The 13,538-nt window shown below is 64.4% G+C and carries 14 protein-coding genes; 12 read left to right on the forward strand and 2 right to left on the reverse strand.

Features of this window, described 5'->3' with window-relative positions:
* Positions 1-44: 44 nt before the first annotated feature.
* From HZZ16_RS09395 to HZZ16_RS09445, 11 genes are all read left to right on the forward strand, one after another.
* Positions 45-3,032: a patatin-like phospholipase family protein gene (locus tag HZZ16_RS09395; protein WP_197948188.1), complete on the forward strand. Its 2,988-nt coding sequence runs from the start codon at positions 45-47 to the stop codon at positions 3,030-3,032.
* Between the two features lie 139 nt (positions 3,033-3,171).
* Positions 3,172-3,324: an aa3-type cytochrome c oxidase subunit IV gene (locus HZZ16_RS09400; protein WP_008136857.1), complete on the forward strand. Its 153-nt coding sequence runs from the start codon at positions 3,172-3,174 to the stop codon at positions 3,322-3,324.
* A gap of 137 nt (positions 3,325-3,461) precedes the next feature.
* The gene (locus tag HZZ16_RS09405; RefSeq protein WP_197948189.1) at positions 3,462-4,589 is read left to right on the forward strand and encodes a Re/Si-specific NAD(P)(+) transhydrogenase subunit alpha; all 1,128 of its coding nucleotides are present in this window, start codon (positions 3,462-3,464) and stop codon (positions 4,587-4,589) included.
* 12 nt (positions 4,590-4,601) lie between these two features.
* Positions 4,602-4,919, forward strand: a complete 318-nt coding sequence (locus tag HZZ16_RS09410; RefSeq protein ID WP_035998681.1) for a proton-translocating transhydrogenase family protein — start codon at positions 4,602-4,604, stop codon at positions 4,917-4,919.
* A gap of 39 nt (positions 4,920-4,958) precedes the next feature.
* Positions 4,959-6,356, forward strand: coding sequence for an NAD(P)(+) transhydrogenase (Re/Si-specific) subunit beta (locus HZZ16_RS09415; protein WP_197948190.1), 1,398 nt, complete (start codon positions 4,959-4,961; stop codon positions 6,354-6,356).
* Between the two features lie 13 nt (positions 6,357-6,369).
* Complete coding sequence (locus HZZ16_RS09420; RefSeq protein WP_197948191.1) at positions 6,370-6,540, forward strand: hypothetical protein; 171 nt, start codon at positions 6,370-6,372, stop codon at positions 6,538-6,540.
* Positions 6,541-6,568: 28 nt separating this feature from the next.
* Positions 6,569-7,366, forward strand: coding sequence for an alpha/beta hydrolase (locus tag HZZ16_RS09425; protein WP_197948319.1), 798 nt, complete (start codon positions 6,569-6,571; stop codon positions 7,364-7,366).
* A 97-nt stretch (positions 7,367-7,463) separates the two neighbouring features.
* On the forward strand, positions 7,464-8,798 hold the full coding sequence (locus HZZ16_RS09430) for a sodium:proton antiporter (RefSeq protein ID WP_197948318.1): 1,335 nt from the start codon (positions 7,464-7,466) through the stop codon (positions 8,796-8,798).
* A 154-nt stretch (positions 8,799-8,952) separates the two neighbouring features.
* Positions 8,953-10,050, forward strand: a complete 1,098-nt coding sequence (locus HZZ16_RS09435) for a calcium:cation antiporter (protein ID WP_197948192.1) — start codon at positions 8,953-8,955, stop codon at positions 10,048-10,050.
* Positions 10,051-10,163: 113 nt separating this feature from the next.
* On the forward strand, positions 10,164-10,448 hold the full coding sequence (locus HZZ16_RS09440) for a cupin domain-containing protein (protein ID WP_036021948.1): 285 nt from the start codon (positions 10,164-10,166) through the stop codon (positions 10,446-10,448).
* Between the two features lie 93 nt (positions 10,449-10,541).
* Positions 10,542-11,459 carry a hypothetical protein gene (locus tag HZZ16_RS09445; protein ID WP_197948193.1) on the forward strand — a complete coding sequence of 306 codons (918 nt, stop codon included), beginning with the start codon at positions 10,542-10,544 and terminating at the stop codon, positions 11,457-11,459.
* Positions 11,460-11,480: 21 nt separating this feature from the next.
* Here the strand turns inward: HZZ16_RS09445 and HZZ16_RS09450 are convergent, their stop codons facing one another.
* Together HZZ16_RS09450 and rpsU are read right to left on the reverse strand one after the other, a co-directional pair.
* Positions 11,481-12,131, reverse strand: a complete 651-nt coding sequence (locus HZZ16_RS09450; RefSeq protein WP_197948194.1) for a tetratricopeptide repeat protein — start codon at positions 12,129-12,131, stop codon at positions 11,481-11,483.
* 101 nt (positions 12,132-12,232) lie between these two features.
* Positions 12,233-12,529 carry a 30S ribosomal protein S21 gene (gene rpsU / locus HZZ16_RS09455; protein ID WP_008546194.1) on the reverse strand — a complete coding sequence of 99 codons (297 nt, stop codon included), beginning with the start codon at positions 12,527-12,529 and terminating at the stop codon, positions 12,233-12,235.
* 260 nt (positions 12,530-12,789) lie between these two features.
* Here rpsU and aqpZ point away from each other — a divergent pair, with 260 nt between their 5' ends.
* On the forward strand, positions 12,790-13,512 hold the full coding sequence (gene aqpZ, locus HZZ16_RS09460; protein ID WP_197948195.1) for an aquaporin Z: 723 nt from the start codon (positions 12,790-12,792) through the stop codon (positions 13,510-13,512).
* Positions 13,513-13,538: the final 26 nt, after the last annotated feature.

Below are 13,538 nucleotides of genomic sequence, written 5' to 3' on the forward strand. Positions count from 1 at the left end.
ACGGTTGATTGTCGATTGGTCGATTTCTGCCTGGGGAGGCACCCATGCTCGATCAAGGACCTGCCGCGCCGGTTCCGGAGTCGAAAAACGCTGCCGGGATCGAGCAGGAAATTCCCTGGTGTGAGAAGCACCACCAGATCGTCCGCGATGAAATTGTCGCGATCAACACCCGGCGTGAGCCGGATCGGCGTATCGATCCCGATCGCCTTGAAAGCTGCCAGTTGCTCGACGTGACCGGGCTCGCATTGTCCGGCGGTGGCATCCGCTCGTCGGCCCTCTGCCTCGGCGTGCTGCAGGCGCTGAACCACCACGATTTGATCAGGCGGATCGACTATCTCTCCACGGTATCGGGCGGCGGCTATATCGGCACCTCTCTCAGCGCTACGATGACGGCGGCGCGGCGATTTGTATTCGGCGAGAGGCCGATTGGTGGAACCGTCACGGCCGCGGAGATCAGCGACACGCCTTCGGTCGGACATCTCCGCAACTATTCCAACTATCTGATCCCGGCCGGGGCCCGCGATCTTCTGACCGGAATTGCAATCGTCGTGCGGGGGCTGGTCGCCAATGTCGGCCTGACGTTACCCGTCGTGCTGCTCCTGGCCGCCGTCACCGTATGGTCGACGCCGCTGCGGAGCTGCCTGACGGATGCCAACGTCTTTGGCGTCAGCCTCAGCAACAGGAAGTTATGCGAACTGCACAATTTCGGCACTGTCGATCGCTACGGGTTCAGCACGTTCGGCGCCGCGATCGCCCTGGTCATGTTCCTTTGCAGCGCGCTCACTTATTTCGCTTCGCGCTCCGTCCGCGGCAGCGGGCCAAGCATCGTGCTTGCTTACATTGGCGGGCTCGCGTTGTTGCTGGGTGTCGCCTGCGATTTCGCGCGGTTCGTCAAGGTCCATCATTTCGCGCTGACGCTCGCGATCGCCATCATCGGGGCCGTGTTGTTCTTTGGGTGGGCCCTCAAGCAGTCCTTCGCAAGCCCGCAGAAGCGGCAGGAGTTCCGTTCGCATTGGCCGAGCATGGGGGCGACCTTCCTGGTGCTGCTGGCGGTGATCGCTTTCTTCGAATTTCAGCCCTTCATGCTGGAGCAGATGTTCGATGTCGCCGAGAGCAACGCAATTGGTGGACCGGCCGCGGGCGTTGCGATCATCTGGATCAAGTCGCTGGCGGCCGCGGCCGCGCCGATCGGTGTTTTCGTCACCGCATTCAGGCAGCAATTCGCAGAACTGTTGAAGGGAAACGGCGCGTCCTCGCAATGGGGCTCGCTGATCCTCAAGATCGTCGCCAAGGTCGCGCTGTGGATTGCGGGTCTCGCGCTTCCGCTCGTCATCTGGGTCGCATACCTCTATCTGTCGTATTGGGGCATCTCCAACGACTTGTTCGAGAGGTGTTCGGCGGGTCTGGGGACTGCCACGCAAAGAGAATGCCTGGCGAATGCCAAGTCGAACGCTCCCTCCGGTAACCTCGCCGGCAGGATCCAGTTCGACGCCGGCAAGGGCACATTGTCGGCCGAGATCACGCCGAAGGCCGCGCCGCCGGTCGTCGACGACAGCGAGCAGCTGACACCGACCTGGCACACACCTGCATGGCTTGAATTTCTGGCCGAGAAAGTCGGACCGGTGGTTCAGGTCCGCTTTCCCCATCTGTTCAAGGGCGAGGCTTCGGAACTCGCCTATTCCCACAGTCTGCCGAAGGTGATCCTCTACATGTTCGCCGGCGTCGTCCTGTTCGCCATCTCGTTCTGCCTGACGCCAAATGCGAACTCGCTGCACCGGCTCTATCGCGATCGTCTGAGCAAAGCGTTCCTGTTCGATCCGACACGGTCGGCCGACGGGAGCGTTGCACGGGCCGAAGCTAGCCTCGATCAGGGGCGCGATTTCCGGGCACTCGATCGCATGAAGCTGACTGATCTCTATGCGGTTCCGGCCGAGGCGGCTCGAATTCCGGGGCTGCCGGCCACGCCGAAGCTGCACGCGCCCTATCAACTCATCAACACGGCTCTGAATATCCAGGGCTCGGACTTTGCCAACCGGCGTGGCCGCAACGCGGACTTCTTCCTGTTCTCCGCGCTGAATGTCGGCAGCGAGGCTACAGGCTATGCGCCCACGGGTCTCGTCCAGGACGACGAGCAAAGTCTCGATCTTGCTACGGCAATGGCGATTTCCGGCGCCGCGGCTTCCTCGAACATGGGCTCGAGCTCGATCAAGGCGCTGACGCCGACGCTTGCGCTCCTCAACGTGCGGCTTGGCTATTGGCTGAAGAATCCGCGCTACGTCGACGAGCGCGTGCGGCCGCAACGCCGTTCCACGCCGCTCTATCTCTGGTCCGAAATCTCGGGGCGCCTGTACGAGAACAGCGACAGCGTCTACCTCACGGATGGCGGCCATATCGAAAATCTCGGCGTCTACGAGCTGCTGCGCCGGCGCTGCAGGCTGATCATCGCGGTCGACGCGGAAGCCGACGCGCCGATGAATTTCGGCTCCCTGATGACGCTGCAGCGTTATGCCCGCATCGATCTCGGGGTCCGGATCGACCTGCCGTGGACGCCGATTCGCGAGCGCACGCGTGAACTCATGGCCCGCAATGCCGACAAGGCAGGCGATCCCGAGGCGGCCGACGATCACGATGAGATGGTGCAGGACCACGTTCACGTTGCCATCGGCACCATCGACTATGGAGGAGATGAAAGAGGCTATCTCGTCTACATCAAGTCGTCGCTCAATGGCGACGAGAACGACTATATTCGCGATTACGCGCGCCGAAACGACCGCTTCCCCCATGAGACCACGGGCGATCAGTTCTTCTCCGAAGAACAGTTCGAGGTTTACCGCGCGCTCGGTTTCCACATGGCCCATGGCTTCCTGTCCGGTGACAGTCCGGTGGCGGTCGGGTCTGGCGTCAGGCCGCGGAGGGCCCGGTTCACCGCGGCGGGCGAGCCCGCCATCGACGCGGTCCGCGAGGCGCTCGGCCTTGCGGTGCTGCAGCGGCGCACCGCGAGCGTCGCTGCCACGATGATCGATCAGGGTTGAACCGCGCGAGAGCTGGATTCCCGGCAATCGGAATTCCAAATGACCCGATTTGCGGAAAACCGCGCCTTGGTGCCGTTGCCCTGCCTGAAAGATTGAGGTATCCCAGCCCGAGAATTCGACTTTCGACTGGGGACATTCCATGGCTGACCATAGCGAAGTGGCGTACACCACTGCCGACGGCAACGACTACGTTGCCCACGAGCAGACCTATGAAGGCTTCATCAAGCTGGTGAAGTACGGCACGGCCTCGGTCGCGCTCATCGTGATCCTGATGGCCATCTTCCTCACCTGATCCATCGCCCGCCGCACCGCCAGCGCCGTCGGTGCCCATAAAATTTGCATTCAAGCCGGTTCTAAAACCGGTATCCAACGTTGCGGGAGTAACGCTAAGTTCGCGTGCGCGCTTTGTCCCGCGTCGCCGGAGGGCCTATGAAGATCGCCGTTGCCAAGGAAATCGATCCGTCGGAGCCGCGCGTTGCCGCTTCGCCTGATACGGTGAAAAAATTCAAGGCGCTCGGCGCCGAGATCGCCGTCGAGCCGGGTGCCGGCATCAAGTCGGGCCTTCCGGATTCCGAATTCACCGCGGCCGGCGCCACCGTCAGCACTGACGCGCTCAAGGACGCCGACATCATCATCAAGGTGAAGCGCCCCGAGGCATCCGAGCTGGCGCAATACAAGCGCGGCGCCCTCGTCATCGCCATCATGGACCCTTACGGCAGCGATGCCGCGCTGAAGGCGATGGCCGATGCCGGTATCGCCGCCTTCGCGATGGAGCTGATGCCGCGCATCACCCGCGCGCAGGTGATGGACGTCTTGTCCTCGCAGGCCAACCTCGCCGGCTACCGTGCCGTAATCGAGGGCGCCGAAGCCTTCGGCCGCGCCTTTCCGATGATGATGACCGCGGCCGGCACCGTGCCAGCCGCAAAGGTGTTCGTGATGGGCGTCGGCGTCGCCGGCCTCCAGGCGATCGCGACCGCGCGCCGTCTCGGCGCCGTCGTCACCGCGACCGACGTGCGGCCCGCCACCAAGGAGCAGGTGGAATCGCTCGGCGCGAAATTCCTCGCGGTCGAGGACGAGGAGTTCAAGAACGCGCAGACCGCCGGCGGCTACGCCAAGGAAATGTCCAAGGAATACCAGGCCAAGCAGGCCGCGCTTACCGCCGAACACATCAAGAAGCAGGACATCGTGATCACGACCGCGCTGATTCCGGGCCGTCCGGCGCCGAAGCTCGTCAGTGCCGACATGGTCAAGTCGATGAAGCCCGGTTCGGTGCTGGTCGATCTCGCCGTCGAGCGCGGCGGCAATGTCGAAGGCGCCAAGGCCGGCGAAGTCGTCGACCTCGATGGCATCAAGATCGTCGGCTACACCAACGTCGCCGGCCGCGTCGCAGCCTCGGCTTCCAGCCTTTACGCACGCAATCTGTTCTCCTTCATCGAGACCCTGGTCGACAAGAAGGAGAAGAAGCTCGCCGTGAACTGGGACGACGAGCTCGTCAAGGCCACCGCGCTGACCAGGGACGGCGCCGTGATCCACCCGAACTTCCAGCCGAAGGTTTAAGGAGAGATTGCCATGGAGCACGCTGCACAGGTCGTCGACCCCTTCATCTTCCGGCTGTCGATCTTCGTCCTCGCCGTCTTCGTCGGTTATTTCGTGGTGTGGTCGGTGACCCCGGCGCTGCACACGCCGCTGATGAGCGTGACCAACGCGATCTCCTCGGTGATCGTGGTCGGCGCGCTGCTCGCCGTCGGCGTCGGCATGGTCTCGAGCGGCTCGGGCTGGGCGCGCGGCTTCGGCTTCGTCGCGCTCGTCTTCGCCTGCGTGAATATTTTCGGCGGCTTCCTTGTCACCCAGCGCATGCTGGCGATGTACAAGAAGAAGTCGAAGTAAGCGGCCAGCTCGGGCTGAAGGGATCAATGGGGACCTGAGATGAGCGCCAATCTCTCTGCATTCTTGTATCTCGTGGCGGGGGTGCTGTTCATCCTGTCGCTGCGCGGGCTGTCGAGCCCGGCAACCTCGCGCCAGGGCAATCTGTTCGGCATGATCGGCATGGCGATCGCGGTCGCCACCACGCTGGCGAGCCATCCGCCGGCGGATGGCGTGGCCTGGGTCCTCGTGATCCTCGCGGTCGCGATCGGCGGCGGCATCGGCGCGGTGATCGCCCGCCGCGTGCCGATGACCTCGATGCCCGAACTGGTCGCCGCCTTCCATTCGCTGGTCGGCATGGCCGCGGTGCTGGTCGCCGCCGGCGCGTTCTACGCGCCCGAAGCCTTCGACATCGGCAAGCCCGGCGCCATTCATGCGTCCAGCCTGGTCGAGATGTCGCTCGGCGTCGCCATCGGCGCACTGACCTTCACCGGTTCGGTGATCGCCTTCCTGAAACTGTCCGCGCGCATGAGCGGCGCGCCGATCATCCTGCCGGCCCGTCACATCATCAACATCGCTCTCGCCGTGGCGCTGGTGTTCTTCATCGTCCGTCTCGTCCTCACCGGCGGCGCGTTCGACTTCTGGATGATCACCATCATCGCGCTGGCACTCGGCGTGCTCATGATCATTCCGATCGGCGGCGCCGACATGCCCGTCGTGATCTCGATGCTGAACTCCTATTCGGGGTGGGCCGCCGCCGGCATCGGCTTCACGCTCGGCAATTCCGCGCTGATCATCACCGGCGCGCTGGTCGGATCGAGCGGCGCGATCCTGTCCTACATCATGTGCCACGCGATGAACCGGTCCTTCATCTCGGTCATCCTCGGTGGCTTCGGCGGCGAGACGGCCGCGGCCGGCGGGGCTACAGGCGAGCAGAAGCCCGCCAAGCTCGGCTCGGCGGACGATGCTGCCTTCATCATGAAGAACGCCTCCAAGGTCATCATCGTCCCCGGCTACGGCATGGCGGTGGCGCAGGCCCAGCACGCGCTGCGCGAGATGGCCGACATCCTGAAGAAGGAAGGCGTCGAGGTGAAATACGCCATTCACCCGGTCGCCGGCCGCATGCCCGGCCACATGAACGTGCTGCTGGCCGAGGCCAACGTGCCCTATGACGAGGTGTTCGAGCTCGAGGACATCAACTCCGAATTCGCGCAGGCGGACATCGCCTTCGTGATCGGCGCCAACGACGTCACCAACCCCGCGGCCGAAGAGGACAAGTCCTCGCCGATCTACGGCATGCCGGTGCTCCAGGTCTGGAAGGCCGGCACGGTGATGTTCATCAAGCGCTCGCTCGCCTCGGGCTACGCCGGCATCGACAATCCGCTGTTCTACCGCGACAACACCATGATGCTGCTCGGCGACGCCAAGAAGGTCACCGAGAACATCGTCAAGGCGATGTAACGCGGGAGGGACCGTGGCCATCAACAAGGAATGGCACCGGTCCCATCGCATGCCGCCCAAGGCGACGCGCGCGCAGCGCATCGCCTGGCACGCTGCCCACAAGGCGGCGTGCGGCTGTCGCGACGTTCCGGCGAGCCTGCGGCCCGACGTCATGAAATTGCTGCGGAGCCAGCGCAAGCCCTAGTCTGGATCGGGGGCCGGCCGCGCACATGATGACCATCGTCAAGTGGATCGCCATCCTGCTCGTGACCGTCTATCTTGCCGGTCTCGTCGTGCTGTACGTCCGCCAGCGCGAGATGTTGTTTCCGATCCCGCCCGTCGGCCGCACCGCACCCGATGCTGCGGGCCTTCCCGAAGCCGAAGAGCATGTCCTGACCACGTCTGATGGCGAGCAGGTCATCGTCTGGCACGTGCCGGCCAAGCCCGGTCGTTCGGTGATCCTCTACTTCCACGGCAACGGCGATTTTCTCGCCGGCCGCGTCAGCCGTTTCAAGGAGATGACTGCCGACGGCACCGGTCTCGTTGCGCTGTCCTATCGCGGCTATGGCGGCTCGAGCGGGATGCCGAGCGAACAGGGCCTGCTGCGCGACGCTGCAGCGGCCTACGCGTTCACCACCGCGCGTTATGCGGCGGAACGAATCGTCGCCTGGGGCTTTTCGCTCGGGACGGGCGTCGCGGTCGCGCTCGCCTCGGAGCATCGCATTGGAAAACTCATCCTGGAGGCGCCCTATACGTCGACGGCCGACATTGCGGCGACATCGTTCTGGTTCGTTCCGGTCCGCCTCTTGATGCGCGATCCGTTCCATTCGGTCCAGCGTATATCGCGCGTCACGGTGCCGCTGCTCGTCATGCATGGCACCAATGACCTTGTCATTTCGATCGTCTTCGGAGAGCGTCTGTTCGCACTCGCCCGCGAGCCCAAGCGGTTCGTTCGCATGGAGGGCGGCGGGCACGATAATCTCGATCAATATGGCGCGATCGAAACGGCGAGAGGCTTCATTGGCGGTTGACGGCTTGGCTCAACGTTACATCCCCGCGCTCGCTGTCTCCTGCTTGACGCTTCTGCCGCAGAACGCGCTTGCCGCGACCGGCCTCGATGGTGCCGCGATGCGCTGGCCCCACGCGCTGCCCTTTGCCGGCTTGTTGCTGTCGATCGCATTGGGGCCGCTGCTGTTCCCAAAAATCTGGCATCACCATTACGGCAAGATCACCGCTGCCTGGTCGCTGCTGGCGCTCGCCTCGCTCGTTGTCTTCGCCGGCGGCATGGCAACACTGGCGGCGCTGGTCCATGCCATGCTCGCCGAATATCTCGGCTTCATCGTGCTGTTGTTCGCGCTCTATGTCGTGGCCGGCGGCATTCTCATCACGGGCGACATCCAGGGCACGCCGGCGGCGAATGTCGGGATCCTCGCGCTCGGCACGTTGGGGGCGAGCATCGTCGGCACCACGGGTGCCGCGATGATCCTGATCCGTCCTTTGATCCGCGCCAATCGGCTGCGGCGCCACAACGCCCATGTCGTCATCTTCTTCATCATCCTGGTGGCCAATGTCGGCGGCGCACTGAGCCCGCTCGGCGATCCCCCGCTGTTCGTCGGTTTTCTCCATGGTGTCGACTTCTTCTGGACCACGCGGACCATCTGGTTGCAGACCGCGCTCGTCGCCGTTCTGCTGCTCGCGATCTTCGCCGTCGTCGACGTCTGGCGTTTTCGCAGCGAACCGCCGCCAGGCGACACGGGCCGGCGCGAGCCGCTGCGCATCCGAGGCCTCGTCAATCTGGTGCTGATCGCCGCCATCGTCGCCAGCCTGCTCGCCTCGGCGATGTGGAAAATCGGCATCGCTTTTGACGTTCTCGGCACCAAGCTGGAGCTCGAAGACATCGCCCGCAATCTCGTGCTGCTGGCCATTGCGGCGCTGTCGCTATGGCTGACGCCCGACGAGCACAGGCAAGCCAACGGCTTCACCTGGGAGCCGATCCGCGAGGTGGCAAAACTGTTCGCGGGCATCTTCGTTGCCATCATCCCGGTCATAGCCATGCTCAATGCCGGCCATCACGGCGCGTTCGCCTGGCTGCTGTCGGCGGTGACCGCGCCGGACGGCGCGCCGCGCGAGGTCGTCTATTTCTGGTTCACCGGCCTGATGTCGGCGTTCCTCGACAATGCGCCGACCTATCTGTTGTTCTTCGAGCTCGCGGGCGGCGACCCGCACGTGCTGATGCATGAGCTCTCGGGCACGCTCGCCTCGATCTCCATGGGAGCGGTCTACATGGGAGCGCTGACCTATATCGGCAACGCGCCGAACTTCATGGTGAGCAGCATCGCCCGCGAGAACGGCATCGCGATGCCGAGCTTCTTCGGTTATCTCCTGCGCGCGGGCGCCGTGCTGATCCCGCTGTTCCTGTTGCTGACGTTCCTGCCGGTCGCGCCGATCCTGCACTGGCATTGAATCTGCCGGCCGATTTGCTACTGCTCGGCGGAGCTGAAATGATTTCATCGTACCTCGGTTTTTCGATTGCGCATGATCATATCGGAAAACCGCAACACACTTTTCGCTAACGCGGCCCTTCGGGTCCGGATCATGCTAGGACGGGAGCCGGTGGATGAGTGCGCATGATCCGATGCCAAAGTCGGCCTGGGTCTTTCCGGCGCTGGCCTTGCTGTTGTTTGCAGCCGTCAGCGCGACCGATTACGTGTTCACGCTGTCGTTTGGCGGACTCCTCTTCGCCCTGGTCCTCCTGGTCATTCTGTTCGGCACGGTGTTCGCCGCGGTTCATCATGCCGAGGTGATCGCGGAGCGGGTCGGCGAACCCTATGGCACGCTGGTGCTGACGCTCTCGGTGACCATCATCGAGGTCGCGCTGATCACCACGATCATGCTGGGCGACAAGCCTGCCCCGGCGCTGGCCCGCGACACCGTGTTCGCGGTGGTCATGATCGTCTGCAACGGCCTCGTCGGGCTCTGCATCTTCATCGGCGGGTTGCGCTATCGCGAGCAGGGCTTTCAGCTCTCCGGCGCCAACGTCTATCTCAGCGTCCTGTTCGCGCTCGCGACCATCACGCTGATCATGCCGAACTACACCACCACCACGCCGGGGCCGGTCTATTCGGCGGCCCAGCTCGGCTTCGTCGACGTGGTCACGCTGGCGCTCTATGCGGTGTTTCTCTACACCCAGACGGTCCTGCACAAGGATTATTTCGTGCATGACCGTGCGGGAGGCGAGGGCGGGGCGGCGCACGGATCGGCCGGGGCACTCGCGCTCACCGTGGTGCTGCTCCTGGTCTCGCTTCTGGCGGTCGTGCTGCTCTCCAAGAAGTTCTCGCTGGTGGTGGACGCCGTCGCGATCAAGATCGGCGCGCCACCGGCCTTTACCGGGCTTCTCGTCGCGCTCCTGATCCTGATGCCGGAAGGCGTCGCGGCCGTATCGGCGGCCCGCCAGAACGACCTCCAGAAGAGCATCAACCTCGCGCTTGGATCGTCGCTGGCGACCATCGGGCTGACGATCCCGGCCGTCGGGGTCGCCACCTATGCGCTCGACAAGGAGCTCGAGCTCGGCCTCAGCGCCCAGGGCAGCGTGCTCTTGTTGCTGACCTTCTTCCTGAGCATGCTGACCTTCGGCACGGGCAGGACCAATGTCCTGTTCGGCCTGGTGCATATGGTGGTATTTGCCGTCTACGTGTTCATGGTTTTCGTGCCCTGAAGCGCGGTCGCGCTTCAGGCTATTGTTTGAGCATGATCTTTCCGGAAAACCGCTCCACACTTTTCGCTGGCGCGGCCCTTCGGGTCTGGATCATGCTGTGAGGGGGAATTCCAATGCTTGCCGCCAAGTCCGAGGTTCAGGTCGACAACGAAGAGGTCCGGGTGACCGAATGGCGGCTTGCCCCCGGCAGCGCCACCGGCCATCACACCCACGGCATGGACTATGTGATCGTTCCGGTCGCCGCCGGCGAGATGACCATCGTGGCGCCCAATGGCGAAAGGTCCAAGGCGCAGCTTGCCGCCGGGAAATCCTATTTCCGCAAGGCCGGCGTCCAGCATGACGTACTTAACGAAACCTCAACTGAGATCGTGTTCCTTGAAATTGAGCTGAAACGCTAGGGTCGCGCCGCCGTTTGCCATCGATCCGTCGCAGTTGATCCCTCACAATGCCCTAAAGTTCCCGCATCAGGTCGCGCGGGGAGTGTGGTCGGAATGCTGAAATACCTCGCAAAAATTTCGATGGATATTTTCCCCTCGGTGCTCGCGACGATCATCGGGGCCTACATCGTTAATCACTACATCAACGCCAAGCCGGCCGCCGACACCCCAGCCGCCGTGACCGCGCCTGCCCAGACCGGCAGCGACGGCAAGCCCACCGATACCGCCAACCTTCCCGCTCCCGGCGTCAAGGCCAAGGGCATCCCCGAAAAGACCGTGACGGACAAGGCGGCAGCCGAGAAGCCGGCCGATCATCCGCCGGCTGCCGAGCCCAAGGCCGCAGACCTGGCCCCCGCTGAGACCGGCCCGCGCGGCCGTCCCTCTGCCCGCGACAAGGCCGCGGCGAAATCCGCACCGGCAGCGTCCGCTCCCGTGGTTGAGGCCAATTCGGCCCCGGCGGCGGCTTCGCCGACCCCCGATGCCAACGATCTGGCGCGTGCTGCGATCGAGCGCCTGCGCAAGTCGCCCGAGGGCAAGGCTGCCGAGGCGAGATCGTCCGAAACCAAGCCGGCCGAGGCTCGTGCCTCGGATTCCAAGCCGGCCGAGCGGCCGGCAGAGCCTGCGGTGCGGGACGCCGCCCGCACGCCGGACGCGCCGCGGGTCGTGAATATGGAGCCGTCTCCGGTCCGTCCGCTGCCGCCGCCGATCAATGTCTCGACGCCTTCACCCGAGGCTTATGGCAATGGGGGCTCCAATCCGCCCTACACAGCCTCGATCGGCAACGACGATCCGAATCGGGTGACGCCGCCGGCCGACATTCCCGTGCCGGTCATCGCACCGCCGCTCGATCTGCGTGCCGACGCGGGCGCCGCCATGCCGCGGCCGAAGAAGACCAATGTGGCCGACGAGATGCTGTCGGGCATGAAGTCGATGTTCAACGCCGTTCTGCCCAAGAGCGCCACGCCCGACTAGAACGACTAAGGCCGCGCACCGTCAGCCGCCGACGCGGGCGAGACCGCTGCGGGCGGCTTCATCGCGTGGGCGAAGCGCAACCGCCTTCGTGTAGGACGCCGCCGCCTTGGCCTTGTCGCCCAGGCGCTCATAGGCCTGTCCGCGCGCGGTCCAGACCTGGGCATTGTGCGGATCGGCCGCGGAGGCTTCATCGAGATCGGCTGCGGCCTCCTTGACCTTGCCGAGCGCGAGATAGCTGTTGGCGCGGCCGAGCAGCGGCTCGGCCTTTTGCGGGTTGAGTCCGCTGGCGGCGCTGAAATCGGCGATCGCGAAGTCGTGCTGGTTGTTGCCCTGGTAGATCAGGGCGCGGCCATAGAGCGCCTGAGCATTGTAGGGGTCGAGGCCGACCGCGCGATTGAACTCGTCGAGCGCTGCCGCGGTCTCGCCTGACTTCGCCAGAGACTGAGCCTTCGCGGTATGGGCCTGGGCTTCGGTGACGTTGCCGGCGCTCACCGCGCTCTCGGCCGGCGCGGCGGTTTTGGGGGCCTCCTGCGGCTTGTCCTTCTCCGGCATCAGCGATCCCAGATCGAACGAGCAGCCGCACAGCGCGATCCCCGTCAAGACGACTGCGAGCGGCGGCTGCCAGATCCGGCGCCGTCGCGGAAGGCCGCGCTGGGAAAAGGGGGAGGCCATCTACGGTTCGCTCGCGCTAGAGCTTGATCCGACAAGTCCTCAAAACAATAACGCGGGCCTGGGGCCCGCGTCATCGAAAACTGAAGTCTTGCTGAATCGGATCAGCGCGGTCCGCGCGGACCTGCACCGGGGCCGCCGCGACCGCCGCGATCACCGCCCGGGCCGGCGCCGAACACCGGCTTCGGCTTCATCGGCAGCAGGCCTTCGCGCTGCAACTTCTTGCGGGCCAGCTTGCGCGCGCGGCGCACGGCCTCGGCCTTTTCGCGGGCCTTCTTCTCGGAGGGCTTCTCGTAATGACCGCGGAGCTTCATCTCGCGGAAAATTCCCTCGCGCTGCATCTTCTTCTTCAGCGCCTTGAGGGCTTGATCAACATTGTTATCGCGAACGAGAACCTGCACGCGGCATCCTCTTTGAGTGGATCGGATTTGAATTCTGGTAAGTCAATGGGGATGGCGAAACGCGCAAGCCCTTAACCTTGAGCGCGCGGATGTATCAGACAAAACCGGAGATGTCCACCGGCCAAGCGGGTTTTCGGGCCAAGTTCGGCCATTAAATGCGGCGAAAATACCTCCATGCGGCCCCGATTTGGGCGGTTTGGTGCCGAGGACGGGGCCGCGCCGGAGCTTTGTTCCGGAATCTTTGCAATGAGGGGACCACAATGGACGTCAAAAAATATGCTGCCGAAGCCATCGGCACCTTCTGGCTCACATTCGCGGGCTGCGGAAGTGCGGTGATCGCCGCCGGCTTCCCGCAGGTCGGGATCGGGCTGGTCGGCGTGTCCCTGGCCTTTGGATTGAGCGTCGTCACCATGGCCTACGCGATCGGCCATGTCTCCGGCTGCCATCTCAACCCGGCCGTCACGGTCGGTCTCGCCGCCGGTGGCCGTTTTCCGGCGGGTCAGGTCCTGCCTTACATCGTCGCCCAGGTAGCGGGCGCGATCATTGCCGCCTGGCTGCTCTATGTCATTGCGAGCGGGGCGCCCGGCTTCGACGTCGGCAAGGGCTTTGCCTCCAACGGCTATGGCGCGCATTCGCCCGGCCAGTACAGCATGATGGTGTGCTTCCTCACTGAAGTGGTGATGACCATGATGTTTCTGTTCATCATCATGGGGACCACCCATGGCCGCGCGCCGGCCGGTTTTGCACCGCTGGCGATCGGGCTCGCGCTGGTGATGATCCACCTCGTCAGCATTCCCGTCACCAACACTTCGGTGAACCCGGCACGCAGCACCGGCCCGGCGCTGTTCGTCGGCGGCTGGGCGCTGTCGCAGCTCTGGATGTTCTGGGTCGCGCCGCTGATCGGCGGTGCGCTCGGCGGGGTGATCTATCGCTGGCTCAGCGAGGAGCCGAGCGGCGTCGTTGCGGGCGTGAAGACGGCATAATCACAATCACCCGGCGGGATTGCTGC

It is taken from the genome of Bradyrhizobium glycinis, assembly GCF_016031655.1.
Classification (GTDB): domain Bacteria; phylum Pseudomonadota; class Alphaproteobacteria; order Rhizobiales; family Xanthobacteraceae; genus Bradyrhizobium; species Bradyrhizobium glycinis.

What these genes read in the sequence shown, in the direction of transcription:
- HZZ16_RS09395 (WP_197948188.1), top strand. Translation starts at nt 45, where the DNA reads ATGCTCGATCAAGGACCTGCCGCGCCGGTTCCGGAGTCGAAAAACGCT.
- HZZ16_RS09400 (WP_008136857.1), top strand. Translation starts at nt 3,172, where the DNA reads ATGGCTGACCATAGCGAAGTGGCGTACACCACTGCCGACGGCAACGAC.
- HZZ16_RS09405 (WP_197948189.1), top strand. Translation starts at nt 3,462, where the DNA reads ATGAAGATCGCCGTTGCCAAGGAAATCGATCCGTCGGAGCCGCGCGTT.
- HZZ16_RS09410 (WP_035998681.1), top strand. Translation starts at nt 4,602, where the DNA reads ATGGAGCACGCTGCACAGGTCGTCGACCCCTTCATCTTCCGGCTGTCG.
- HZZ16_RS09415 (WP_197948190.1), top strand. Translation starts at nt 4,959, where the DNA reads ATGAGCGCCAATCTCTCTGCATTCTTGTATCTCGTGGCGGGGGTGCTG.
- HZZ16_RS09425 (WP_197948319.1), top strand. Translation starts at nt 6,569, where the DNA reads ATGACCATCGTCAAGTGGATCGCCATCCTGCTCGTGACCGTCTATCTT.
- HZZ16_RS09430 (WP_197948318.1), top strand. Translation starts at nt 7,464, where the DNA reads ATGCGCTGGCCCCACGCGCTGCCCTTTGCCGGCTTGTTGCTGTCGATC.
- HZZ16_RS09435 (WP_197948192.1), top strand. Translation starts at nt 8,953, where the DNA reads ATGAGTGCGCATGATCCGATGCCAAAGTCGGCCTGGGTCTTTCCGGCG.
- HZZ16_RS09440 (WP_036021948.1), top strand. Translation starts at nt 10,164, where the DNA reads ATGCTTGCCGCCAAGTCCGAGGTTCAGGTCGACAACGAAGAGGTCCGG.
- HZZ16_RS09445 (WP_197948193.1), top strand. Translation starts at nt 10,542, where the DNA reads ATGCTGAAATACCTCGCAAAAATTTCGATGGATATTTTCCCCTCGGTG.
- HZZ16_RS09450 (WP_197948194.1), bottom strand. Translation starts at nt 12,131, where the DNA reads ATGGCCTCCCCCTTTTCCCAGCGCGGCCTTCCGCGACGGCGCCGGATC.
- aqpZ (WP_197948195.1), top strand. Translation starts at nt 12,790, where the DNA reads ATGGACGTCAAAAAATATGCTGCCGAAGCCATCGGCACCTTCTGGCTC.